Source organism: Carnobacterium sp. GW821-FHT04C06 (assembly GCF_059420345.1).
In genome coordinates this window covers 58519-84356 of record NZ_JBWKTN010000005.1, presented here as the reverse complement: position 1 = coordinate 84356, position 25838 = coordinate 58519, and the positions used below count along the sequence as shown (strand labels likewise).

The 25838-nt window shown below is 35.2% G+C and carries 19 protein-coding genes; 18 read left to right on the top strand and 1 reads right to left on the bottom strand.

The genetic code is table 11. From position 1 onward, the window contains the following. Positions 1-12: 12 nt before the first annotated feature. From AC07SW_RS09840 to AC07SW_RS09805, 8 genes are all read left to right on the top strand, one after another. Positions 13-828, top strand: coding sequence for a hypothetical protein (locus AC07SW_RS09840; RefSeq protein ID WP_135018460.1), 816 nt, complete (start codon positions 13-15; stop codon positions 826-828). Positions 829-1065: 237 nt separating this feature from the next. Further along, the gene (gene isdC / locus AC07SW_RS09835) at positions 1066-1731 is read left to right on the top strand and encodes a heme uptake protein IsdC (RefSeq protein ID WP_119907954.1); all 666 of its coding nucleotides are present in this window, start codon (positions 1066-1068) and stop codon (positions 1729-1731) included. A 10-nt stretch (positions 1732-1741) separates the two neighbouring features. Next, positions 1742-3892, top strand: coding sequence for an NEAT domain-containing protein (locus AC07SW_RS09830; RefSeq protein WP_494632796.1), 2151 nt, complete (start codon positions 1742-1744; stop codon positions 3890-3892). Between the two features lie 58 nt (positions 3893-3950). Beyond that, positions 3951-4829, top strand: coding sequence for a heme ABC transporter substrate-binding protein IsdE (isdE, locus tag AC07SW_RS09825; protein WP_494632795.1), 879 nt, complete (start codon positions 3951-3953; stop codon positions 4827-4829). After that, positions 4819-5793 carry a FecCD family ABC transporter permease gene (locus AC07SW_RS09820; RefSeq protein ID WP_135018463.1) on the top strand — a complete coding sequence of 325 codons (975 nt, stop codon included), beginning with the start codon at positions 4819-4821 and terminating at the stop codon, positions 5791-5793. Before isdE ends, AC07SW_RS09820 begins: the two co-directional genes overlap by 11 nt. Beyond that, positions 5780-6541, top strand: a complete 762-nt coding sequence (locus AC07SW_RS09815; RefSeq protein WP_494632793.1) for an ABC transporter ATP-binding protein — start codon at positions 5780-5782, stop codon at positions 6539-6541. Before AC07SW_RS09820 ends, AC07SW_RS09815 begins: the two co-directional genes overlap by 14 nt. A 14-nt stretch (positions 6542-6555) precedes the next feature. Further along, positions 6556-7278, top strand: coding sequence for a class B sortase (gene srtB / locus AC07SW_RS09810; protein WP_494632791.1), 723 nt, complete (start codon positions 6556-6558; stop codon positions 7276-7278). A gap of 210 nt (positions 7279-7488) precedes the next feature. Continuing rightward, positions 7489-10722, top strand: coding sequence for a DEAD/DEAH box helicase (locus AC07SW_RS09805; protein ID WP_135023197.1), 3234 nt, complete (start codon positions 7489-7491; stop codon positions 10720-10722). Positions 10723-10811: 89 nt separating this feature from the next. Here AC07SW_RS09805 and AC07SW_RS09800 read toward each other — a convergent pair whose 3' ends face one another. Beyond that, a complete protein-coding gene (locus tag AC07SW_RS09800) occupies positions 10812-11528 on the bottom strand; it encodes an HAD family hydrolase (RefSeq protein WP_119907960.1) in 717 nt (238 codons plus the stop codon). A gap of 356 nt (positions 11529-11884) precedes the next feature. Here AC07SW_RS09800 and rpsB point away from each other — a divergent pair, with 356 nt between their 5' ends. From rpsB to AC07SW_RS09750, 10 genes are all read left to right on the top strand, one after another. After that, positions 11885-12676 (top strand): 30S ribosomal protein S2, encoded by a 792-nt coding sequence (gene rpsB / locus AC07SW_RS09795; protein ID WP_034570024.1) that lies wholly within the window; start codon positions 11885-11887, stop codon positions 12674-12676. 169 nt (positions 12677-12845) lie between these two features. Continuing rightward, a complete protein-coding gene (gene tsf / locus AC07SW_RS09790; RefSeq protein WP_034570022.1) occupies positions 12846-13727 on the top strand; it encodes a translation elongation factor Ts in 882 nt (293 codons plus the stop codon). Positions 13728-13840: 113 nt separating this feature from the next. Next, positions 13841-14563 carry a UMP kinase gene (pyrH, locus tag AC07SW_RS09785; protein WP_034570020.1) on the top strand — a complete coding sequence of 241 codons (723 nt, stop codon included), beginning with the start codon at positions 13841-13843 and terminating at the stop codon, positions 14561-14563. Between the two features lie 3 nt (positions 14564-14566). Further along, positions 14567-15124, top strand: coding sequence for a ribosome recycling factor (frr, locus tag AC07SW_RS09780; RefSeq protein ID WP_034570018.1), 558 nt, complete (start codon positions 14567-14569; stop codon positions 15122-15124). A 339-nt stretch (positions 15125-15463) separates the two neighbouring features. Then, positions 15464-16165: an undecaprenyl pyrophosphate synthase gene (gene uppS / locus AC07SW_RS09775; protein ID WP_236707211.1), complete on the top strand. Its 702-nt coding sequence runs from the start codon at positions 15464-15466 to the stop codon at positions 16163-16165. Positions 16166-16183: 18 nt separating this feature from the next. Next, a complete protein-coding gene (locus tag AC07SW_RS09770; RefSeq protein ID WP_034570015.1) occupies positions 16184-16969 on the top strand; it encodes a phosphatidate cytidylyltransferase in 786 nt (261 codons plus the stop codon). A gap of 55 nt (positions 16970-17024) precedes the next feature. After that, the gene (locus AC07SW_RS09765; protein ID WP_135023403.1) at positions 17025-18170 is read left to right on the top strand and encodes a 1-deoxy-D-xylulose-5-phosphate reductoisomerase; all 1146 of its coding nucleotides are present in this window, start codon (positions 17025-17027) and stop codon (positions 18168-18170) included. Positions 18171-18184: 14 nt separating this feature from the next. Then, on the top strand, positions 18185-19462 hold the full coding sequence (rseP, locus tag AC07SW_RS09760; RefSeq protein WP_119907962.1) for an RIP metalloprotease RseP: 1278 nt from the start codon (positions 18185-18187) through the stop codon (positions 19460-19462). A gap of 64 nt (positions 19463-19526) precedes the next feature. Further along, positions 19527-21233: a proline--tRNA ligase gene (locus AC07SW_RS09755; protein WP_135023195.1), complete on the top strand. Its 1707-nt coding sequence runs from the start codon at positions 19527-19529 to the stop codon at positions 21231-21233. A gap of 168 nt (positions 21234-21401) precedes the next feature. Further along, complete coding sequence (locus AC07SW_RS09750) at positions 21402-25745, top strand: PolC-type DNA polymerase III (protein ID WP_494632786.1); 4344 nt, start codon at positions 21402-21404, stop codon at positions 25743-25745. The last annotated feature ends 93 nt before the right edge of the window (positions 25746-25838 follow it).

Below are 25838 nucleotides of genomic sequence, written 5' to 3'. Positions count from 1 at the left end.
GGGGAAAAGACCATCGAGATTAAACTAAATGTTGCGATCACAAAAAACGCTACTACGATTCAATTCAGCAATAACCAATCTGTAATTGAGATCCAAGACGTCAAGGAGAAAGAAGTAACTGTTGCTCAGCCTGTTATCTATTTTTTATTGAAAGATAGAACCGTTCTTTCAATCGGAAAAGCAGAACAAGTCATTACTATTGAAAATAGTACGATCAACAAATTGATTTTATTAACACCTCCTTGGGAAATTGAGCTTGCCTATTTAGAAAAAAATTTGATTACAGAAGCAATTAAAAATGGCTTGAAGTTAGAAAATACGGAAACAGAACAACTTACGATTCCTACAAGTCATAAAAAAAATACAACAAACTACAAAGATGAACTATTAATAGTACTCGAGCGATTTGGCTACAATTTACAACCAAGTGCAGATTCAGAAAAACCAGCTAAAACAAAGTCTGCAAAAACGAGACATAAATGGACGAAAGAAATCAGTCAAATCGAGTTCTTTGTCGATACCAGAGAAAGCAAAGCGACTGTTTTGTGGCAAAAAAGAAATGAAATGCTTTTAAAAGCAGGTGCTAAATTAATGCCCATAGCGCCACTAAATAAAGATGGATCAGTGGGTTTTTCTGCAAAAATGGGAGAAAAACTACGGTTAGATTATCAAGATAAAATAAAGGATTTTGTAACAACAAAAGACATTGTGTTAAAAAGTGTGAATGAAGTAGGGTTATTATTGTATTTTGCTGGTACAAATAGTTGGCTTGAATTATTGGATAGTGATGGAAAAAGTATTGATGAATGGACGAAGATTGAGGCATAGAACAAAAAGTAGAACCGCTGTTAATTCAGTGGTTCTTTTTTAGTTTTGTGTAGTAAGTAATGTTTACTAATCCATTAATTGTTGTTATTAAAAAACAAAAAAGAGCTTAGAAAACAATTGACAATGAGAATCATTCTCAATATAATGAAATGGCTATCATTAAGATGCAAATAAAAGGTTAGAGATTTTTTTTTACTTATCTAGTGAGAATGATTCTCAACAAAAAGGAGGAGTACAATGAACAAGAGATTTTTAGTATTGGTTTCTGTGATGTTTTTCACGTTCATCTCATTTTCAGCACCTAAAAAAGCTCAAGCAGCTTTAGCAGACGGAACTTATTCCGTTAACTATACGGTACTACAAGGAGACAGTGATTCCGTTTCAATGGCCAATGACTATTTCGATAAACCAGCAACATTGATCGTTTCTGGAGGGAAACAATCAATTGAGCTGACCGTCAATCATAGCACTTGGATTACTGGATTATGGGTAAATTCAGGAAGTGGATTGCAAACCGAACAAGTGATTCAAACAGATGCAGCAAGTGATTCAAGAAAGGCCCGATTTGCTGTGAATGACTTAGCTTCACCGGTGAATGCAAAAATAAAAGTCGATATTGATAACGAAAGTTTGAACTATCATCACGAGTATAAAATTACGTTGCAATTTGCAATGGATAGTGCGGCTTTGATATCTGGCGGCTCTAAAGTGGATGCTTCAGCTACATCAGAAGCAACAGCTGATGCTAATAAAAGCAAGACTCCTGTAAATGAGCAAGCAACGACTGCTAAAGTAGCGAATCCAAAATCAGGTGATACAGCTTCCATCACATTATATATTGGACTATTTATCATAGCATTAATCGGATTATTTACGATTAAAAAAACAAAAAAAGCGAACTAGGAGGAAGCAAATGACAACTAAAATAAAAAAAATCAGCAGTCTCTTATTGATTGGATTGCTATTTATTAATTTATTCCCAACAACGATTGTCAAAGCCGACAGTGTGTTAAAAGATGGTGGCGAATATAAAATTCAAGTCAACTTTTTTAAAGACAATACTGGCAATCGTACAAAAGAATCTTCTGCAGCCAATGGTTATATTCAGCAAGAAGCGACCATTAAAGTTGAAAGTGGTCAACCCTATCTATATGTAACGCTTAAGAACAGCAATTGGTGGAAAAATTTTGCAACAAGTAAAAGTGGCGAACATCCAGTAGCGCCTAGTCCTGTAGAAAATTATCAAGGTACGTATCAAGATGTCGAATACAGCACGCCTAATAATGGAGAGCGAGTTGCAAAAATCAAAATCAATTCTATAGACAATGTGGTTTATTCCTATATGCATATTAAAGTTGAAGGAATTCCAGGTTTTGACTATGATAACTGGTACCAAGTGGACTTAACAATGAATCCAAGTTCATTAACTGTAGTGTCAGAGCCTAGTAAACCAGTGGAACCAGAAACTCCAGTGACGACAGAACCGACAAATCCAACAGAACCAACTGATCCGGTTACAGTAACACCTTTAGCAGATGGACTTTATACAATCCCATTCTCAGCTAAACATGCAACTCAAGATAAAGCGAGTAGCATGCAAGGCTATTTTGATAATCCAGCTTGGTTAAAAGTTGAAAATGGTCATAACTTTGTTGCCCTTCGAATCAATAAATCAGAAACAGTAACAAGTTTGCAAACAACTTTAGGGTCTTCTTTAACGGATGCTACAGTGCTATCAACAGATGAAGGTTCAAACAGTCGAATCGTACAGTTTGAAGTGAGCGACTTAAATCAAGAATTATTATCTCACGTGACGTATCAAGCACCGATGGGAAATGGGACAATTTATCAAGGAAAAGCGGACTTTCGTTTTATCTTTGATGGAACAAAAGCAATACCAACTTCGGAATATCCAACAGCAACTCCGAAGAAACTGACAGATGGCTTATATACTATTCCGTTCACAGCTAAACATGCTACTCAAGATAAAGCTAGCAGTATGCAGGGCTATTTTGATAATCCAGCTTGGTTAAAAGTTGAAAACGGCCACAATTTTGTAGCTGTTCGAATCAATAAATCAGAAACGGTGACAAGCTTACAAACAACTTTAGGCACTGGTTTAACGAATGCTACCGTACTTTCAACGGATGAAAAAACCAATAGTCGCATCGTACAATTTGAAGTAACGGATTTAAATCAAGAGCTAGCATCTCACGTAACGTATCAAGCACCAATGGGAAATGGAACGATTTATCAAGGAAAAGCGGATTTTCGTTTTATTTTTGAAACCGCGGCGGCAAAATCAGCTACAGAATACCCAACAGCTGAAAAACCAATAGAAAAACCAGATCCAACGCCAACTCCAGATCCAATCCCTGACCCAACACCAGAAAAACCAGTGGAAACAAAAAAATTAATAAATGGACACCAATACAGCATTCAATTTCAAGTGAATCAAGAAAATTCATCGGAAAAATCAATGATGGATGGCTATTTGTTAAAACCAGGAATCATCAAGGTAGAAAACAACCAGCCGTACCTTTATTTAACAATGAAAGACAGTGATTGGATCAAAACATTTGACCATTTAGAAAATGGTGTGTGGCAAGCTGCTGAACTAGTAAAAACAGATAGTGTAGCGAATACACGAACAGTTAAATACAAAATTTCAGATGAAACAGCAGAAACGCAAGTTAAAACACATGTGAAAATAGAGAATGTGCAAGGCTTTGAATACGATCATGACTATTTAGTTTCTGTAAAATTAGATCAAAGTACCTTACAAGATGTAACGGGACAAGAAATTATACCGACACAAATAACGCCAACTCCAGCTATTCCTAATGCAAGCTTAGTAGATTCAGCTCTTGCAAATCAAACAGCAGCTAAATTAGGAAAACCTGATTTTAGCACAGATGGAACAGTGAAAACGCTGGCTAAAAAACAAGAAAATCAAACACAAAATCCAAAAACAATGGATACGGCATCAATCGGCTTATACGGAACATTGTTTACAATAGCGACATTTTATTTTTTACGTCGTTACCAAGCAGCAAAAAAATAAAGAAAACGAGCCTTAGCAATTGCTAAGGCTCAATTTTCATAAATAAGGGAGGATTAAAATGAAGAAAATAACAACAATGTTTCTGATACTTATGTTGTTACTAGTTGGAGGTTGTAGATATGCGGCAACGGAACCCCCTGATGATGCAGCAAAAAAAACACATACACCTAAAATTATAGCAACGACTGTTGCTAGCACCGAAATTATGGATCAGCTTGATTTACCACTTATTGGTGTTCCGACAACAACTAAAAAACTACCAAGTCGTTATCAAAAAGTTGAAGCTGTTGGCTCGCCAATGGGACCTGATTTAGAATTGATGCGTACGCTACAGCCAGATTTAATTTTATCGACGAAAACGCTAGAAGCCGATTTAGCAGAAGGGCTGACAAATGCAAATCTTAAAACTAAATTCTTAGATTTTCGCAGTATTGCTAAAATGGAACAAGAAATTTCAGCTTTAGGGAATGAATTTGATCGTAAACAGCAAGCGACAACATTAAATCAATCGATAGAAAAACAAATTAAAGACGTTCAAAAAAAATATGAGGGCAAAGAACAACCAACCGTTTTAATTTTAATGGGTATTCCTGGAAGTTATTTAGTCGTCACTGAAAATGCTTATTTAGGTGATTTAGTTAAAAGAGCGGGAGGAAAAAATATCATAGAAGGTCAAAAACAAGAATATTTAGCTTCGAATACTGAATTTTTACAACAAGCAAATCCTGATATTATCATTCGTGCCGCTCACGGAATGCCAAAGGAAGTTGTTGAAATGTTTGATGCTGAATTTAAAAAAAATGATATTTGGCAACATTTTAATGCAGTAAAAAATAAACGAGTTTATGATTTAGATGAAAATTTATTTGGTATGACTGCGTCATTAAATGCACCAGAAGCACTGGCTCAGTTAGCGGAGATTCTATATGAAAAATAAACTTCTTCTTTTTATTATTTTTAGCCTATTACTTATTGGAACTTGTTTTTGGGCGATTCAGTCTGGAAGCTTACAACTTTCGTTTAGCGAATTGATTCAAGGAACGAGTGAAAAAGCAACCATTGTGAAAGATCTTCGTTTACCGCGAATTGTGTTAGCTATATTAGCAGGTGCAGCCTTATCAGTAGCTGGATTGTTATTTCAAGCAGTTTTAAGAAATCCATTGGCGGATGCAGGAATTATTGGAATCTCAGCGGGTGCGCAATTTTTTTCATTAGCTATTTTATTATTTTTCCCAAAATTTTATTTTTGGACTCCGCTTTTTGCCTTTATTGGTGGGAGCATTGCCTGTTTACTAGTATTCAGTTTTAGTTATTCATCGGGGTTAAAACCGTTGCAATTGATTGTTACTGGAGTAGCCATCAATGCTATTTTTAGTGGATTAAATGAAATTTTCGCCAATCAAATCACACAAGTTTCTAGTCAAATAGTGGGTAAATCCATCGGCTTTGGCATGAAATCGTGGGGAGATGTTCGTTTCTTATTTGTTTACGTTGCAATTGGATTAGCATTGGCATTGTTTTCGGCTAGATGGTGCAATTTACTAGCCTTATCGGATAAAAATCTAACAAGTTTAGGTTTATCTTTAAATAAAACGCGCATCATTATTGCTGGGATAGCAGTATTACTAACAGCGATTACGACAGCGATTGTCGGCGTTATTGCATTTATCGGTTTACTTGTGCCTCACATTGCTAGAGGACTGCTGAAAACTAGTGATTATCGTTTGCTGATTCCTTTTTCTAGTTTACTTGGTGCTTTAATACTACTAGTTGCGGATACGCTAGGAAGAAGTATATTCCAAATGATGGAAATTCCAGCAGCAACAGTAATGATGCTGATTGGCGGACCTTGTCTAATTTTCTTACTTTGGAAAGGAGGAAAGATGGATGGAAATCAATAACTTGAGATACGCATATCCAAAACAAGCGCCTGTTCTAAATCGGATTAATTTAACTATTGAGGCAGGGAAAATCACAACAATTATCGGACCAAATGGTAGTGGGAAATCAACATTACTGAGTATTTTAACGCGTCATTTACAAGCAAAAAAAGGAACGGTTATTCTTGATAAACAAGAGCTACATCAGTTTAGTAAGCAAGATTTTGCAAGGAAATTAGCCTCTTTACAACAAGAAAATATAGCACCAGGTGACTATACAGTTAAACAATTGGTGATGTATGGACGTCTGCCTCACCAGCATTTTTTAAGAAAGACTACTAAAGATGAAAAAATTGTTCAGCAGGCATTGCAACAAATGAAATTAGTAGAAAAACAAGAGAGTCTATTGGCTGAATTATCTGGAGGAGAACGACAAAGAGCATGGCTCGCGATGGCACTCGCTCAAGAAACAGAGTATTTAATTTTAGATGAACCAACAACCTATTTGGATTTAACCTATCAAATTGAGTTGCTTAAATTAATTCAAACATTAAATCAAACTCAAAAGCTAACGATTATTATGGTGTTACACGATCTTAACCAAGCCAGTCAATATAGCGACGAAATTATCATCATGCATCATGGTGAAATTAGCGCTAAAGGAACGCCCAATGAGGTTATTACGCCAAGGATGCTTCAAGATGTTTATGGTATTTCGGGGGAGCTTATTCAACATCCTTCAGGAAGACCTTATATTTTGCCTTACTAGAAGGAGTGAAACAAATGAAACGAAAACTACTCAGTGGCGTGATGCTGATTGTATTGCTTTTTTCAGGTTGGAAAATTCTTACGATTTTAACAGAAAACCAGCACAATCAGCGAATATTAGCAGATGTTCAAAAGGTTTATCAAAAACAAGCTCAACAAACAAGGTCAGTAACGAGTACAAAACCAGCATTTGTCGAATTAAAAAAAATCAATCCAGATATTAAAGGCTGGATTTCAATTCCTGATACAGCCATTGACTATCCTATTTTACAATCTTCAGATAATGATTTTTATTTAAAGCACAATTATCAAAAAGAAATAGCCAGAGTGGGCAGCGTTTTTAAAGATTTTCGCAATCAGTCCGAGTCTGAATTCAATACGATTTTATATGGTCACAATATGAAGGATGGCTCGATGTTTGCTGATTTACAAAACTATTTAGATGAAGATTTTTTCAATAAACATCCAACGTTTGATTACGAAACGGAAACCAAAAGCTATCAAGTAGAGGTTTTTGCTGCCTATGAAACGACAACTGATTTTTATTACATTGAGACAGATTTTAGTCAGCCTCAAGCTTATTCAAATTATTTAACAACAATCAAGCAACAGTCAAAATTTCAAACCAATGTCACCGTTACGGATCAAGATCAGATAATAACCTTGTCCACCTGTGATACAGGTTTTGATTATGAAAAAGGGCGATTTGTTATTCAAGGGAAGTTAATTGAAAAGTAAACAAATTCTTTTTGCTATCAAAATAATGATTAAGCAAAGAGAATTTTTTATTAAACTTGATTTTTAGTATAATTACATAATACAAACGCAACAAAAAACAAAGAAACTTGTGTATTTTTCCAGTTAAATAGCGTACAATGAAGAGATAGAAAAAAGCGAAGTTGAACTTAAAAAGCTGACTATTGATAGAAGAAAGTAGGAGAATTTCAAATGAAGTGGAGCATACCTGAACGAATCATTGAACAAGGCAGAGTGTATGTAAATGAAAAACGCATACTTTCCATCACTCCTTTTTTAGAAAAGAAGATGTGGACTGCAGATGTGATGGGGAGTGAAATCTATCATGTGGAATTAGATGGAACTACTAGAGAAGAAGATTTTTGTGAATGTCCTTATTGGAAGGATCATGGGTATTGCAAGCATACGGTTGCTGTTGAATTGGCATTAAAAGAACAAGGAGTCAGTCGCATTATAACAGCAGAAAGTGCAAAGGCTGTTGCTAGTGAGTTGCCAGAGCCGGGCCATGAACTAACGGAATCGTTTTCCCGAGTTTTTTTAAATGAAAATCGAGAAACCATGACTGCAAAATCAGTCAAATCAGAATTATCTATTGAATATAAAATTGAAATAAAGTCTAAACAGGCAACAATTATTCGTAACAATGAAGAAGTTTTAGTATTAAGTATCCGAGCAGGTGTTGATAAACTTTATATTGTAAAAGACGTCAATCAATTTTTAGAAAGTGCTGTTAATCAAGGGAGAATTGAGCTGAAAAGTGGTATGGCTCTTGACTTTAAGCAAGTAAATCTTACAAGTGGGGATCAATTAATATTAATGTATTTATACAAACAAGCCGTATCAAACCAAATGATGGGGGTGGGAAGTAAAGAACCAAAATCTATCTATACAAATCATCGTTATCTGGTACTATCCCCAGTTTTGGCAGAAGACACGATTAGGTTGATTCAAGAAGCTGGAAAACTTCAATTTTATGTAAATGACCATAAATATAAAGAAGTTCTTTTTGTCGAAGGACAATTGCCATTTTCTTTTGAATTATTCCAACATGAAAAAAATATTACACTATACATTGATAACCAAATTGATGCTCAACTAAAAAATTACCAATGGTTTGTAGCAAAACAGGTTATTTTTCAACCTTCTAAGGAACAATTACGTGCTTTTCAGCCATTACAAAATTTTCTACAACGTTATGATGGAAAAGAAGTTAAAATCGATTCAATCGATATGCCTGACTTTACAAGCTATGTAATGCCCTTACTAGCTAAAATTGGCGAGGTTTCGATTGATGATGATTTAAAAGAATCCTTTATTCAAGAGCCGTTAAAAACAGCTATTTATTTTTCATACCAAAAAGACAATGTTCAAGCGGTTGTTGATTTTAATTATGATCATTTAACGCTTTCTACAGATCCTTCCCATAATCGATTAGCAAAAGATAACACCCAAGTAATTAGGGACAGTCAAACGGAGATGCGTATTTTAAATGTGCTAAAGGAATTTGATTATCATCGGCTTGAAACGAGCTATTCAAAACGATTGGTGAGGGACGATGACTTTTATACATTATTTACTAAAGAGATTCCAACCCTTGAAATGGATGCAGAGGTTTTTGTTGATGATGTCTTAGATCAACTATTTCTAGATCAAATTGATCCAGAAACATCCATTGATGTACAAAATGATGGTTCACTTCTTGATGTTAAATTTGATATTAAAGGCATTACTCCAACTGAAATTGATCAAGTTTTACGTAGTTTAGTTGAAAAAAAATCATTTCATAAGTTAGACAACGGAATGATCCTTTCCTTAGAAACAGAAGGATTTAAACAAGTGAGTGAGATTTTAAACGAATTACGAATTACTAAAAATTTCCAACAAGGAAAAGTCGAATTGCCAAGTTACAGAGGTCTTGAAATTCAAGAAAAACTAGGATTAGAAGATGCGAATCGTCGTAAGTTGTCAAGAAAATTCAGAACCCTTGTGGAAGATTTGAACCATCCTGATTTATTTGAAGTGGCCGTACCTAAGACTTTGAATGCCAGTTTAAGACCTTATCAGATAACAGGTTTCAAATGGCTTAAAATGCTGTCGAAATATGGATTTGGTGGGATTCTAGCAGATGATATGGGGTTGGGGAAAACCATCCAAGTAATCACTTTTATCCTTTCAGAAATTGAAGAAAATAAAACCAATGATCCCTTTTTAATCGTTGCGCCAGCTTCATTAAGTTACAATTGGCAACACGAACTTAAAAAATTTGCTCCTTCAATTGAAAGCGTCGTTGTTGTGGGGTCAGCAGAAGAGCGTAAAGAACTGATTGGAAATGCACAACCCAATCAAGTTTTGATTACTTCTTATCCAAGTTTTAGACAAGACGTTGAGCACTATAAAAAACAAACCTTTGGCACCTTAGTGTTAGATGAATCTCAAATGGTGAAAAATTACCACACAAAAACAGCCCAAGCTTTAAGAGAATTAACTACAAAAAAACGCTTTGCTTTAAGTGGAACGCCAATTGAAAATAAAATTGAAGAGCTTTGGGGGATTTTTCAATTGATTATGCCTGGATTTTTCCCAGGGATCAAACAATTTAAAACCTTACCGTACCCGCAAGTTGCTAAAATGATCCAACCATTTGTGCTAAGAAGGATTAAAAAAGATGTGTTAAAAGACTTACCAGATAAAATTGAAACGGACTTATACAGTACCTTGACGAAAGAGCAAAAAACCGTTTATTTAGCTTATTTACAGCGAATTCAAGATAGCATTTCAGGAATGAGTCAAGATGAATTTAAGCGAAACCGTATTGAAATATTAGCAGGATTAACTAGATTACGACAAATTTGCTGTGACCCCCGCTTATTTATTGATAATTACGAAGGTCAATCGGGAAAATTAGAGCAGTTAAAAGAAATGTTGCAAACTGCAAAAGAAAATGGACAACGAGTGCTACTATTTTCACAATTTACGTCCATGCTTTCAATTATTGAAAAAGAACTAGCTGAGTCAGGATTTGAAACATTCTATTTAAATGGCCAAACAAAACCAAAAGAACGCTTAGAAATGGTGAATCGTTTTAATGAAGGAGAAAAAGAAGTCTTCTTGATTTCATTAAAAGCCGGTGGAACTGGTCTTAACCTAACAGGTGCGGATACGGTTATTTTATATGATTTATGGTGGAATCCAGCTGTCGAAGAACAAGCTACCGGTCGAGCGCATCGCCTTGGTCAAAAAAAGGTTGTTCAAGTTTGGCGCTTGATTGCAGAAGGTACAATTGAAGAAAAAATCAATTCGTTACAACAAGAAAAGAAAGCGTTGTTTGATCAAGTCATTACAGCAGACGGATCACCAGATCAACAATTAAACCAATTAACAGAATCGGATATCCGAGAAATTTTAAGCATTGGTGAAAATTTTTAGATGATAAAATAAAAAAAGATAGCAATTATGTATGAACTCTCAAAAAATGATTTTTGGAGTAGTACATTAATTGCTATCTTTTTTGTTGATTAAGATTCAATAAGTTCATCAATTAGGTTAGAAAGTTCAGTGAAGCAAGTGATTTCATAATCACAATCCCATCTACTGATAGGTTTTAGACGTTTCCGATGATTGAACCAAAGTGCATTCCAACCAGCAGCTTTTGCACCATTCACGTCATTGTCAAAATTATCACCAACATACAGTGTCTTTGCAGCATCAAAATGAAATTCTTTTGTTGCAAGATGAAAAATCTGTGGGTCTGGTTTAGCATACCCAGAACTTTCTGAAATAATCATATTTTCGATTGGAATCCATTTTTCAAGTTGCAACTGTTTAATTTTTCGTAATTGATGATCAGTAGGACCATTCGTAATAATTCCTAAGTCTACTTCTTTATTTCCAGCTAGCCTAGTTAAAACAGCTTCAGCTTCTGGTAAAAGTTGAATGCGATCCAATTCGATCTCGTAAACTTCCTGAAAGGATAAACCTTCTTCTTCTGTAATGGTAAAACCATTTTCTTTTAAGACTTGAGCAATCCGATTAAAACGCATAAAAGATAAAGTCCATTCTCCAGCAATATACTTACAGAAGGTCTCATCGCTGTAAAAACGGAAGCGAATATACGCATGGTGTAAATCGATTTTTTTGGTAGACTCCGGAAAACAAATTTTTAAAGCGTTATTAAAAGGGGCTTGTTGATCATATAGTGTATCATCAACATCAAAAACAATTGCATTAATCAAAATTAGACAAATCCTTCCATCAAGTTACTTTTTTCACACGATTATTAGTATAGCAAAATAAATCGTATAAAAACACGGTATTTTGTATAAAGTGGAATTGGAAACGATTTTAATTAAAACTAACTGAGAAACGTATTAGTTTTTCAGTTATTCATAAAAATAATAAGTTACTTGTTAGAAAAAAATTAAAAACTCTTGCAACAAATCCATTGATATAGTACAATTATAGACGGTGTAAAACACCAATTAATTTCACACCTTAAAGGATGTAAAGGAATGGTGCTTGAGTATCTCAAGTCTCCTTACAGTTGAATTTGAGGGAGGAAAATAAAAAACCATATTGGAGGAAATTTATCATGGCAGTAATCTCAATGAAACAATTGCTTGAAGCCGGTGTACATTTTGGTCACCAAACACGTCGTTGGAACCCAAAAATGAAACGCTACATTTTCACAGAAAGAAACGGAATCTACATTATTGATTTACAAAAAACTGTTAAATTAGTAGACGAAGCTTACAACTACATGAAAAATGTTGCTGAAGACGGCGGAATCGCTTTATTCGTAGGAACTAAAAAACAAGCTCAAGAAGCTGTTAAAGACGAAGCAATTCGTTCAGGTCAATACTTTGTAAACCACCGTTGGTTAGGTGGAACATTAACTAACTGGGATACAATCCAAAAACGTATCAAACGTTTGAAAGAAATCAACAAAATGGAAGCAGACGGAACTTTTGAAGTCCTTCCTAAAAAAGAAGTTGGAATCTTAAACAAACAACGGGAACGTTTAGAAAAATTCTTAGGCGGTATCCAAGATATGCCAAGAATTCCAGATGTAATGTTTATTGTTGATCCTCGTAAAGAACGTATTGCTGTTCAAGAAGCTCACAAATTAAACATTCCTATCGTAGGTATTGTTGATACAAACTGTGATCCTGATGAGATTGATGTTGTAATTCCAGCGAATGATGACGCAATCCGTGCCGTTAAATTATTGACAGCTAAAATGGCTGACGCAATGATCGAAGGACGTCAAGGTGAAGATGAAATCGTTGAAGAAACTTTTGTTGCTGAAACAAAAGAAGCTAGCACTGAAACTGCATCAATCGAAGAAATCGTTGAAGTAGTTGAAGGCGACAACGCTGAATAATCAACCAATATAAAAATCTTTAGGCTGTCTCCAGTAAAAGAGAAGTGAGTAGCGACTTTTTACGAAGCGGCGTCATTTCCTTTTCAAGAGGCGGCCTATTTTTTCTGTATAGGATAAAACCTACTGAAAAACTAAAGACAACTACACCTAAACCTAGGAGGAAAATAAAATGACACAAGTAACTGCACAATTAGTAAAAAAATTACGTGATATGACCGGCGTTGGTATGATGGATGCTAAAAAAGCTTTAGTAGCTGTAGAAGGTGACATCGATAAAGCGGTTGATCACTTAAGAGAAAATGGAATGGCGAAAGCTGCTAAAAAAGCAGACCGCGTTGCAGCTGAAGGTTTAGCTAGCGTTTATGTTGAAGGAAACAATGCAGCAATCGTTGAAATTAACTCAGAAACAGATTTCGTTTCAAAAAATGAACAATTCCAAACACTAGTAGCAGAAGTAACTCGCCAAGTAGTTGAAGCAAACCCAGCTAACATGGAAGAAGCGTTAGAAATCAAAACTGCTAACGGAACAATTGGTTCAGAAATCATGGAAGCAAACACTGTTATCGGTGAAAAAATCAGCTTCCGTCGTTTTGAACGTGTAACCAAAGAAGATAATGCTGCATTTGGCGCTTATTTACACATGGGTGGACGTATTGCTGTTTTAGTTCTTTTAGATGGAACAACAGACGAAGAAGTTGCTCGTGACGTTGCTATGCATATCGCTGCAATCAATCCTAAGTATGTTTCTCGTGATCAAGTTTCTCAAGAAGAAATTGCTCATGAAACAAAAGTTTTAACTGAACAAGCACTTAACGAAGGCAAACCAGCTAACATTGTTGAAAAAATGATTCAAGGTCGTTTAAACAAATATCTTGCTGAAATCAGCTTAGTAGATCAATCATTTGTTAAAAATCCAGATCAAACTGTTGGTGAATTTGTAGCTTCAAAAGGCGCTACAGTGAAATCATTTGTACGTTTTGAAGTTGGAGAAGGTATTGAAAAACGTGAAGATAACTTTGTTGATGAAGTTATGAGTCAAGTGAATAAATAAACCTTAGACACATTATGTAAAAGGGAACGCATCAGTTAATGAGCGCTCCCTTTTTTCTTGCAGTTATGGTAAAATGAGTTTAGAGTAGTAAAGTTAATGGAGGGAATTAAAATATGGATCAACCAAAATATAAGCGCGTAGTATTAAAAGTTAGTGGAGAAGCACTTGCTGGCGAAGAAGGTTTTGGAATAAAACCTCCAACCATCAAAGAGATTGCAAAAGAAATCAAAGAAGTACATGACTTAGGTGTTGAAATTGCAATCGTTGTAGGTGGGGGAAACATTTGGCGTGGACAAGTTGGTTCTCAAATGGGAATGGAACGTGCACAAGCAGATTACATGGGTATGCTTGCCACAGTGATGAATGCATTAGCGTTACAAGACAATCTTGAAAATGTTGGTGTTCCGACAAGAGTTCAAACATCTATTGAAATGCGTCAAATTGCTGAACCATACATCAGAAGAAAGGCAGTTCGTCATTTAGAAAAAGGGCGTGTTGTCATTTTTGCTGGTGGAACGGGGAATCCATATTTTTCTACCGATACAACTGCAGCATTACGAGCGGCTGAAATTGATGCAGACGTTATTTTAATGGCGAAAAACAATGTAGACGGCGTGTACTCTGCTGATCCAAAATTGGATACAACTGCTGTCAAATTTGAAGAATTAACACATTTAGAAATTATCAACAAAGGCTTGCAAGTAATGGATACAACGGCAAGTTCGTTAAGCATGGACAATGACATTCCTTTAGTTGTCTTCAATTTAAATGAAGCAGGCAATATTAAACGTGTTGCACTAGGCGAATGCATTGGAACTACAGTAAGGGGGAAGTAAAACATGAGTGAAGCAATTTTACAAGCGACAAAAGAAAAAATGACAAAAACTGAACAATCATTACAACGTGAATTAGGTACTATTCGTGCAGGTCGTGCGAATGCTAGTATCTTAGACCGTATTCAAGTTGATTATTATGGTGCTCCAACGCCATTAAACCAAATGGCTTCTATCACGATTCCAGAAGCTCGTGTATTAATGATTACACCTTTTGATAAAACAATTATTCAAGATATTGAAAAATCGTTGATGCAAAGCGATATTGGAATTAGCCCAGCAAATGACGGAAATGTGATTCGTTTAGTTATTCCAATGCTAACAGAAGAACGTCGCAAAGAATTAGCAAAACGCGTTAAAAAAGAAGCTGAAGGTGCAAAAGTAATCACTCGTAACATTCGTCGTGATGCAATTGAAGACTTGAAAAAAGCTGAAAAAAACAAAGAAATGACTGAAGATGATTTACGTAATTACGAAACTAAAGTACAAAAATTAACAGACGAAAGCGTTAAAAATATTGATGCAATCGCTGCTGAAAAAGAAAAAGAAATTTTAGAAGGTTAATTAAATATAGAAAAAACAGAGAGAAATCATTTCTTTCTGTTTTTTTTTATTAAAAAACAGATAAATAGTTATGCTGCTAAATAACTTTTTTTGGGCATGATTTTATTGTTAAAAAAAGTAGCAATTAAAGAATAAGTGGGATAAAAACCGATTTATTATCATAAATATGCAAAGAAAATCTTTATTTTTCGCAAAATTAATAGGAAAGTTCCCAACTTTTTGCTACAATAGATAGAGCTAAAGAAAGAAATTGGAGGGAACTGCTTGAGAAGTTTATTTAATAGAAAAGGAAGAAAAGATTCTCCAACAAATGAAGCTCCTTTTCAACCAAATGAAGCAATCCCAAATCATATTGCAATTATTATGGATGGGAATGGACGTTGGGCTCAAAAAAAATTCTTACCGCGAGTTGCAGGACACCGTGAAGGAATGAATACTGTAAAAAAAATAACAAAACATGCTAGTAAATTAGGAGTAAAAGTATTAACGCTTTATGCTTTTTCTACTGAAAATTGGAAAAGACCAAATGATGAAGTGAATTTTTTAATGCAACTTCCAGTTGATTTTTTTGATACATTTGTTCCTGATTTAATCGAAGAAAATGTGCAAGTAAATGTGATGGGTTTTATTGATGAATTGCCACCACATACAAAAAAAGCAGTTGAAAATGCCATTCGAGATACAAAAGACAATACAGGTATGATTTTAAATTTTGCATTAAATTATGGTAGCCGTAGTGAGCTTTTAGAAGCGACAAAAAAAATGGCGAAAAAAGTACAACAAAACGAATTAACTCTTGAAGAAATTGATGAAGAAACATTTGAAAAAGAATTAATGACCGCGTCTTTAGGTGAATTTCAAGAACCCGATTTATTAGTTCGAACTAGTGGGGAAGAGCGAATCAGTAATTTTTTACTATGGCAAATTGCTTATAGTGAATTTTATTTTACTAGAATACTATGGCCTGATTTTAGTGAAGAAGTTTTAGAAAATGCGATTGGAATTTATCAAAAACGTAATCGACGTTTTGGTGGTTTGTAATTTGAGGAGGAAATTTTTGTGAAGCAACGTGTAATTACAGCAATTGTGGCGTTGATTTTCTTTATCCCAGTTTTATATATTGGTTCTTGGGTATTAGAAATCGTTGCCGTTTTAATGGGATTAGTTGGGATGTATGAATTATTAAAAATGAAGGGCATTTCTATTTTTTCGATTGAGGGAATAATCGCTTCAATCGGGATGATGTTAATCTTGGTTCCAAAACAGTATTTATCTTTCATTCCCCTATCTCTTTCAACACTTTTTTTATTCTATATATGTGGTATTTTATTGTTAGTTTGTACAGTTTTTTCGAAAAATTCATTTACAATCGATGATGCAGGCGTTGCTACGTTAGGTGCCTTATATATTGGAACAGGATTCCATTACTTTATTGAAACAAGAGCTGCAGGGTTGCCATTGCTGATGTTCGTTCTTTTTGTTGTTTGGGCAACGGACATAGGAGCATATATGTTTGGCCGTAAAATTGGGAAAACAAAGTTAGCACCAGCTATTAGTCCAAACAAAACAATTGAAGGATCAATTGGTGGAATGGTTTCTGCCATCGTTGTAGCAGCAATTTATTTATACTTTTTCCCACAAGCTTTTTCAATGGGTATAATGTTAGCTTTAACTGTCTTATTCTCGATTGCTGGACAGTTAGGAGATTTAGTAGAATCAGCTTTTAAACGTCATTACGACGTGAAAGACTCAGGAACGATTTTACCAGGACATGGTGGTATTTTAGATCGCTTTGACAGTTTGTTATTTGTATTGCCAATCGTTCATCTGGTAACTTTAATCTAATGTTGAAGGGAAGTGTACAAGTAGTTATCGATTGTGATGACTACTTTTGTTCTATATGAAAAATATTTGTTTGCTTGGAGCAACAGGCTCTGTAGGTGAAAATACAGTCAATGTCGTCTTGGCTCATCCTGAAAAATTTACGATTCATACTTTTTCTTTTTTTAATAATATCCAGCGAGGGCGTCAGTTGATTCAGCTTTTAAAACCTAAAATGGTTGCTGTAGGAACAAAGGACATGGCAGCTCAATTAAAAATAGAATTTCCTTTTGTAACCTTTACTTATGGAGTAGAAGGACTTTCTGAAATTGTTGCAGTAGAAGCAATTGATCTCGTATTAACCGCGGTGTCAGGTAGTGTAGGTTTACTGCCGACATTGACTGCTATTAAGGAGAGAAAACAGGTTGCGATTGCCAATAAAGAAACGCTAGTAATGGCAGGCCAGCTCGTAACAGATTTAGCTACACAATATGGAGTTCAGCTGCTTCCAGTTGATAGTGAACATTCAGCGATTTTTCAATGTTTAAATGGTGAAAAAATAGTTGAAGTAGATCATTTGTTAATCACAGCATCAGGAGGCAGTTTCAGAAATAAAACACGCCAAGAACTAGTCAGTGTAACACTAGAAGATGCGCTAAATCATCCCAATTGGTCAATGGGTCAAAAAATTACAATTGATTCAGCAACAATGATGAACAAAGGTTTAGAAGTAATTGAAGCCCATTGGTTATTTGGACTAGATTATGATAAAATAAAAGTTGTTTTACACAAAGAAAGTGTCGTTCATTCGATGGTTAGCTTTGTTGATGGTGCAGTGATGGCTCAACTAGGAGCAAGTGATATGCGAGAGCCAATTCAATATGCTCTTTCTTATCCGAATCGAATTGAAATGAAGAAACCAAAGCCATTTCATTTAGCAGAAATTGGCGCTTTACATTTTGAGAAAATGGATTTCAAACGTTTCCCGTTATTGCAATTAGCTTATAACGTTGGAGAAATGGGAGGAACAGCACCGACGATGATGAATGCAGCTAATGAAGTTGCTGTTGCTGCCTTTCTTGAAAAGAAAATTTCATTTTTAGCCATTGAAGAGCTTGTTGAAAAAGCCATTCAAGAAAAGCATTATATCAAACAGCCAGATTTAACTACTTTAATGGAAGTGGATAAAGAAACAAGAAAACTAGTCGCAAGTTGGCTAACATAGAAGGAGAGTGTCAAATGATTACAACCATTATCACGTTTATTATTGTCTTCAGTATTTTAGTTGTTGTCCATGAATTTGGACATTACTACTTTGCTAAGAAATCTGGGATTTTAGTTCGAGAATTTGCGATTGGTTTTGGTCCTAAAATTTTTTCATACCGAAAAAATGGAACAACCTATACGTTACGTATATTACCAATAGGTGGATATGTTCGAATGGCAGGATTTGGAGAAGAAGAAACTGAAATTAAGCCAGGAATGCCAGTAGGACTAGTTATTAATTCTGACAATATCGTTACAACAATCAATACATCTAAAAAAACGCACTTATTAAATGCTGTCCCAATGGAAGTTGTTGCATTGGATTTAGAAAAAGAATTGTTTATTGAAGGATACTTAGCGGGGAATGAAGACGAGTTAGTTCGTTATTCAGTATTACGCGAAGCAACAGTGATTGAAGAAGATGGTACTGAAGTACAAATTGCACCAATCGATGTTCAATTTCAATCAGCGAGTCTTCCAAAACGTATGATGACAAATTTTGCCGGACCAATGAATAATTTTATTCTAGCAATTATTGCCTTTACGATTATGGCTTTTATGCAAGGTGGGGTTGTTTCTCATGAAAATCAATTAGGAGAAATTATGCCAAACAGTATAGCAGCTAAAGCTGGGTTAAAAGAAGGCGATAAAGTTTTAGAGGTTGCAGGTAAGAAAACGACAACTTGGGTTGAAATAGCGCAAGAAATCCAAAAATATCCAGCAAAAAAAATTAACTTAAAAGTAGAATCTGAAAAAGGAGAAACAAAAGTCATTTCCTTAACGCCAGAAAAGCAAGATACAAAAGACGGCAAAAAAGTCGGCATGATTGGAATAAAAGCGGCGATGGATACTTCTTTTACAGCTAAAATTAGCTACGGATTTACGCAAACATGGTTTGTAATTGTCCAAATTTTAACAATTTTAGGATCTATGTTTACTAAAGGATTTTCAATTAATATGTTTTCTGGTCCCGTTGGAATTTACGCAACAACGCAACAAGTTGTCCAAACAGGATTTTACGGTGTTTTCAATTGGTTAGCTTTCCTAAGTGTCAATTTAGGAATCGTCAACTTATTACCAATTCCAGCGTTAGATGGTGGAAAATTACTATTAAATATTATTGAAGGCATTAGACGTAAACCACTGGATCCTGAAAAAGAAGGAATTATTACAATGGTTGGCTTTGGTTTATTAATGTTATTAATGGTCTTAGTGACTTGGAATGATATTCAGCGCTACTTTTTTAATTAAAATGACAAAGTAAATTTCAAATGAAAAATCATTGATTTTTCATTTTTATAAAAGGAGAAAAATAATGAAACAGTCAAAACTATTCGTACCTACATTAAGAGAAGTTCCAAACGATGCTGAGGTAATCAGCCATCAAATGCTATTGCGAGCTGGTTACATCAGACAAGTATCAAGTGGGGTGTATAGTTATTTACCACTAGCAAATCTAGTGTTAGAAAAATTAAAAACCATCATTCGCGAAGAATTTGAAAAAATTGATGCGGTAGAGATGCTAATGCCATCCCTATTACCTCGTGAACTTTGGGAAGAGTCCGGACGTTATGAAACCTATGGTCCAAATCTAATGAAATTAAAAGATCGTAGTCAGCGTGATTTCTTATTAGGTCCTACTCATGAAGAAGCTTTTACAGCCTTGATTCGTGATGAAATTAATTCATATAAACGTTTGCCATTATCACTATATCAAATTCAAACAAAATTTAGAGATGAAAAACGTCCTCGTTTTGGTTTATTAAGAGGCCGTGAATTTATCATGAATGATGCCTATTCATTCCACGATAGTGACGAAAGCCTAGACACAGGGTACCGTCAATTTGAACAAGCCTACAACCGTATATTTGAACGCTGTGGTTTAGAGTTCCGTAGCATCATTGGTGATGGTGGCGCGATGGGTGGAAAAGATTCAAAAGAATTCATGGCGATTTCTGATATTGGTGAAGATACGATTTGTTATTCAGATGCTAGTGATTATGCGGCGAACTTAGAAATGGCCACTAATTTCTATATGCGCAAAAAATCTCATGAAATCGAAAAAGAATTAGAAAAAGTAGCAACACCAAATGCGGGTTCTGTCGAAGAAGTAGCAACATTATTAGAAGTTGAAACAAGTCGTGTGATAAAGAGCCTATTGTTTATTGCGGATGAAAAACCTATTTTAGTGGTGATTCGTGGTGATCACGAAGTCAATGACGTGAAATTAAAAAACTTTCTTGGAGCAGATTTCTTAGATTTAGCGACGGATGAAGAAGCCATCAAATGGATTGGAGCAGACTTTGGTTCAGTTGGTCCAATTAATATCAATGAAGAGATTCGTGTGATTGCTGATCGTTATGTCCAAGACTTAGCAAATGCAGTTTGTGGTGCTAACGAGACAGGCTTCCACTTTGTAAATGTAAATCCAGAACGTGATCTCAAAATTGAAAGTTATGAGGACTTGCGCTTCGTTATGGAAGGTGAACTTTCGCCAGACGGACAAGGTGTTATTCAGTTTACAAAAGGAATTGAAATTGGCCATATCTTTAAACTAGGCACTCGTTATAGTGAATCAATGAATGCAACTATTTTAGATGAAAATGGACGTTCAGTTCCAGTAATCATGGGTTGTTACGGAATTGGAGTGAGCCGTCTACTTTCAGCTATTGTTGAACAACAAGCAGATGAAAAAGGAATCAATTGGCCACGTAATATTGCGCCATACGAAGTTCATTTGGTTCCTGTTAATATGAAGGCAGAAGAACAAGTTAACTTAAGTGCAGAACTTTACACAAGTCTAGAAAATGCTGGTTTATCTGTTTTAATGGATGATCGTAATGAACGCGTCGGTGTGAAATTTGCTGATTCTGATTTAATTGGAATTCCAGTTCGAATCACAGTGGGTAAAAAAGCGAGCGAAGGCATCGTAGAAATTAAATTACGTAAAACAGGCGAAACAATTGAAGTTAAAAAAGAAGAATTAACCGATACATTGAATATTCTTTTAAACACCATTTAAACAAATAAAAGCAAAATGAAGACTCTTCATTTTGCTTTTATTTTTAATTTTATTAAAATGAAATATCGTTTCGCCTCGAAATTTGGTACAATGATAAACGTAGCTATCAAAGATGGCAAACAGATACAAGTCAGTGTTTGCATGTATATATATAGGAAGGGGTATCCCATGAGTTTAAATCAACAAGAATTGTTTCAAAAATTACTGGAACAAGTAGACCTACATCATGAAGCAGGCTACCGCCCTTATTTTGAAAATGGAAGTATCAAGAAAGTGACTGTCCATAAGCAATCTAAAATATGGCATTTTGACTTTTTATTTAAAGACATATTGCCATTTGAAGTGTATCAAAATTTATCAGAGCGCTTGCAAATTTCATTTCGAACTATTGCAGATGTTACATTTTCAATAGAGGCAGAAAATCCACAGTTAACGATTGAAAAATTAGAACATTATTGGCCAGAAGCTGTTAAAAAAAGTGGCGTATCTTCACCTCTAATCAATAACTTATTTGCGCAACAATTACCTATCATGAATTTAAAAAAAGTTCAACTTTTTGTTGAAAATGAAGTCGTTAAAAGTCATCTACTAAATGAGTATTTGCCTCCAGTAGAAGCAGAATACCAAAGACTAGGGTTTCCTCGCTTCAAAATTGAACCGATTATTGATGAAGTTGCCAATGCTGAAAAATTAGCTCAATTCCAAGCAAAAAAAGAAGAAGCAGATGCATTATTAGCAATGCGTGCTTCTGAAAATTTGCAAAAAGCTGAAGAAGAGAAGAAACGCAATAAAGATCAAAAACTGGTGAATTTGCCAAAAGGACCGATCGTTTTAGGGCGCCAAATTAATGCTAAAGAAGAAGTCAAACAAATGAGTGAAATTATTGAAGAAGAACGTCGAGTAACGATTGAAGGGTATGTATTTGATAAAGAAATTCGTGTACTACGTTCTGAACGACAAATTATGATTTTAAAAATTACAGATTATACTTCTTCTTTTTCAGTTAAAATGTTTTCCAATTCACCAGAGGATGAAGCAGCTTTTGCTGCATTGCAAAAAGGCATGTGGGTCCGAGCAAGAGGAAGCGTTCAGGAAGATAGCTTTATGCGCGATTTAGTGATGAGTGCTCGTGATGTAACGGAATGGAAGCATGAGGCTCGTAAGGATACAGCTGCTGAAGGCGATAAACGGGTTGAATTACATCTACACTCCAATATGAGTCAAATGGATGCAACAAACAACATTACTGATTTAGTTGCACAAGCTGCTAAATGGGGGCAACCTGCTATAGCAATTACCGATCATGGAGGCGCACAATCTTTCCCAGATGCTTTTCATGCAGGTCAAAAACACGGTGTGAAAATTTTATATGGAATTGAAGCCAACATCGTTGATGACGGTGTTCCGATTGCCTATAATCCAGATCACATTGAGTTAGCCGATGCAACCTATGTCGTTTTCGATGTGGAAACAACTGGATTGTCAGCCGTTTACGATACCATTATTGAATTAGCTGCAGTTAAAATGTATAAAGGAAACGTGATAGAAACGTTTGAGCAATTTATCGATCCAGGTCATCCACTATCTCAAACAACCATTAACTTGACGGGGATTACCGATGATATGGTGAAAGGCTCTAAGTCGGAAGAAGACGTGTTAAAACTCTTTAAAGAATTTTCTGAAAATCATATTTTAGTGGCCCATAATGCCAGTTTTGATATGGGTTTCTTAAATACAAGTTATGGGAAGTATGATATTCCAGAAGCTACTAATCCAGTGATTGATACATTGGAATTATCCCGATTTTTACATCCACAATTAAAGAGCCATCGTTTGAATACTTTATCAAAAAAATATGGTGTTAATTTGGAACACCACCATCGCGCTATTTATGATTCTGAGTCAACTGGGCAGCTATGTTGGATTTTTCTAAAAGAAGCAAAAGAAGAACATAATATGCACTATCACGATGAATTAAATCTGCATATTGGTGAAGGGGATTCTTATAAACGAGCAAGACCTTTCCACGCGACAATTATCGCGACCACCCAAGCAGGGTTGAAGAATTTATTTAAACTGGTTTCTATGTCAATGGTGGATTATTTTTACCGTGTGCCACGAATTCCAAGGTCAAAATTAAATGAGTTACGAGAAGGTTTAATCATCGGATCGGCATGTAGTCAAGGCGAAGTTTTTGAAGCCATGATGCAAAAAGGCTATGACGAAGCCAAAAATAAAGCCAAATTTTATGATTACCTTGAAGTGATGCCAAAACCAGTTTATGCGCATTTATTAGCGCAAGAATTAGTTAAAAGTGAATCTGATTTAGAAGAGATTTTGCGTAATATGGTGCAAATGGGAGAGGAGCTAGATAAACCCGTTGTTGCAACTGGAAATGTTCACTATCTGAATGAAGAGGACGCAATTTACCGTAAAATTTTGATTCATTCTCAAGGCGGGGCCAATCCTTTAAATCGCAGTATTTTACCAGAAGTTCATTTTAGAACAACGAATGAGATGCTTCATGAATTTAGCTTTTTAGGAAAAGAAACTGCTCATCGAATCGTTGTGGAAAATACTCAAAAAATAGCAGGCATGGTAGAAGAAATGACACCAGTTAAAACCGACTTATATACTCCTAAGATTGAAGGGTCAGAAGAAGAAATTCGAAAACTGAGTTATGATGAAGCGAAAAGACTTTACGGAGATCCTCTTCCTGAAATTGTTGAAAAAAGAATTGAAAAAGAATTAAATAGTATTATTGGGAATGGTTTCTCGGTTATCTATTTAATTTCTCAAAAACTAGTGCATAAAAGTTTAAACGACGGTTATTTAGTTGGTTCACGTGGCTCTGTTGGTTCAAGTTTTGTTGCAACCATGACAGGAATTACCGAGGTTAACCCGATGCCTCCACACTATCGTTGCCCAGATTGTCAATATTCTGAATTCTTTGATGATGGTTCAGTCGGTTCTGGTTTTGACTTACCAGAAAAACCTTGCCCAAAATGTGGGGCAAGATTGTTTAAAGACGGACATGATATTCCATTTGAAACCTTCTTAGGATTTCATGGGGATAAAGTACCTGATATTGATTTGAACTTTTCTGGAGATTACCAACCTCAAGCACATAACTATACTAAAGTTCTTTTTGGAGATGAATATGTTTTTCGAGCAGGAACAATTGGTACGGTAGCAGATCGTACCGCCTATGGTTTTGTAAAAGGCTACGAACGGGATATGAATTTGAATTTTAGAGCAGCAGAAATTGACCGATTAGCCAAAGGGTCTACTGGAGTGAAAAGAACAACTGGACAACATCCGGGAGGAATTATCGTTATTCCAGATTATATGGATGTTTATGACTTTACTCCAATTCAATTTCCAGCGGATGCCCAAGATTCTGAATGGAAAACGACACACTTTGATTTCCATTCTATTCATGATAATGTTTTAAAATTAGATATACTAGGGCATGATGATCCTACCGTCATTAGAATGCTGCAAGATTTATCTGGAATTGATCCAAAGACCATCCCGACAGATGACCCTGAAGTAATGAAAATATTTGGCGGACCTGAAATACTTGGCGTGACTAGTGAACAAATTGAATCCAATACAGGAACGCTAGGAATTCCAGAATTTGGAACACGCTTTGTCCGAGGAATGTTGGAACAAACCAAACCAACAACGTTTACAGAGTTATTACAAATTTCAGGTTTATCTCATGGAACCGATGTGTGGTTAGGAAATGCTGAAGAGTTGATTCGAACCCAAAATATTCCGCTTTCACAAGTAATTGGTTGTCGGGATGATATCATGGTTTACCTTATTCACAATGGATTAGATGATGGATTGGCCTTTAAAATTATGGAAAGCGTTCGTAAAGGAAAAGGTATCCCAGATGATTGGCAAAAATCAATGCGTGATGAAAAAATACCTGAATGGTATATTGATTCCTGTTTGAAAATCAAGTATATGTTCCCTAAAGCCCATGCTGCGGCCTATGTTTTAATGGCACTGCGCGTAGCTTATTATAAAGTCCATTTTCCAATTCTTTACTATGCAGCATACTTTTCTGTCCGAGCAGATGATTTTGATTTAGTGGCAATGAGCCAAGGAAAAGATGCAATCAAAGCAAAAATGAAAGAAATTATGGATAAAGGATTAGATGCATCAACAAAAGAAAAAAACCTGTTAACGGTTTTAGAATTATGTAATGAGATGGTTGAACGAGGTTTTGAATTTAAAATGATTGATTTGTATAAGTCTGATGCAAATGATTTTGTTATTGATGGAAACTCTTTAATAGCACCGTTTAGAGCCGTTCCGAGTTTGGGAGCTAATGTGGCGAAACAAATTTGTATTGCAAGAGAAGAAAAGAAATTTCTTTCTAAAGAAGACTTAGCAACAAGAGGAAAAGTTTCAAAAACTCTGATTGAATATATGACTGAGAATAAAGTTTTAAAAGATTTACCAGATGAAAATCAATTATCATTGTTTGACATGCTTTAAAATAGATAGTCCAATTTGAAAAATTACGTTATAAAAAAGCGGTTTTAACTAGTCCTATAGTTGCATTTGACGCGAATTCATGTTACTATAGTA

What these genes read in the sequence shown, in the direction of transcription:
- isdC (WP_119907954.1), top strand. Translation starts at nt 1,066, where the DNA reads ATGAACAAGAGATTTTTAGTATTGGTTTCTGTGATGTTTTTCACGTTC.
- AC07SW_RS09830 (WP_494632796.1), top strand. Translation starts at nt 1,742, where the DNA reads ATGACAACTAAAATAAAAAAAATCAGCAGTCTCTTATTGATTGGATTG.
- isdE (WP_494632795.1), top strand. Translation starts at nt 3,951, where the DNA reads ATGAAGAAAATAACAACAATGTTTCTGATACTTATGTTGTTACTAGTT.
- AC07SW_RS09820 (WP_135018463.1), top strand. Translation starts at nt 4,819, where the DNA reads ATGAAAAATAAACTTCTTCTTTTTATTATTTTTAGCCTATTACTTATT.
- AC07SW_RS09815 (WP_494632793.1), top strand. Translation starts at nt 5,780, where the DNA reads ATGGAAATCAATAACTTGAGATACGCATATCCAAAACAAGCGCCTGTT.
- srtB (WP_494632791.1), top strand. Translation starts at nt 6,556, where the DNA reads ATGAAACGAAAACTACTCAGTGGCGTGATGCTGATTGTATTGCTTTTT.
- AC07SW_RS09805 (WP_135023197.1), top strand. Translation starts at nt 7,489, where the DNA reads ATGAAGTGGAGCATACCTGAACGAATCATTGAACAAGGCAGAGTGTAT.
- rpsB (WP_034570024.1), top strand. Translation starts at nt 11,885, where the DNA reads ATGGCAGTAATCTCAATGAAACAATTGCTTGAAGCCGGTGTACATTTT.
- tsf (WP_034570022.1), top strand. Translation starts at nt 12,846, where the DNA reads ATGACACAAGTAACTGCACAATTAGTAAAAAAATTACGTGATATGACC.
- pyrH (WP_034570020.1), top strand. Translation starts at nt 13,841, where the DNA reads ATGGATCAACCAAAATATAAGCGCGTAGTATTAAAAGTTAGTGGAGAA.
- frr (WP_034570018.1), top strand. Translation starts at nt 14,567, where the DNA reads ATGAGTGAAGCAATTTTACAAGCGACAAAAGAAAAAATGACAAAAACT.
- AC07SW_RS09765 (WP_135023403.1), top strand. Translation starts at nt 17,025, where the DNA reads ATGAAAAATATTTGTTTGCTTGGAGCAACAGGCTCTGTAGGTGAAAAT.
- rseP (WP_119907962.1), top strand. Translation starts at nt 18,185, where the DNA reads ATGATTACAACCATTATCACGTTTATTATTGTCTTCAGTATTTTAGTT.
- AC07SW_RS09755 (WP_135023195.1), top strand. Translation starts at nt 19,527, where the DNA reads ATGAAACAGTCAAAACTATTCGTACCTACATTAAGAGAAGTTCCAAAC.
- AC07SW_RS09750 (WP_494632786.1), top strand. Translation starts at nt 21,402, where the DNA reads ATGAGTTTAAATCAACAAGAATTGTTTCAAAAATTACTGGAACAAGTA.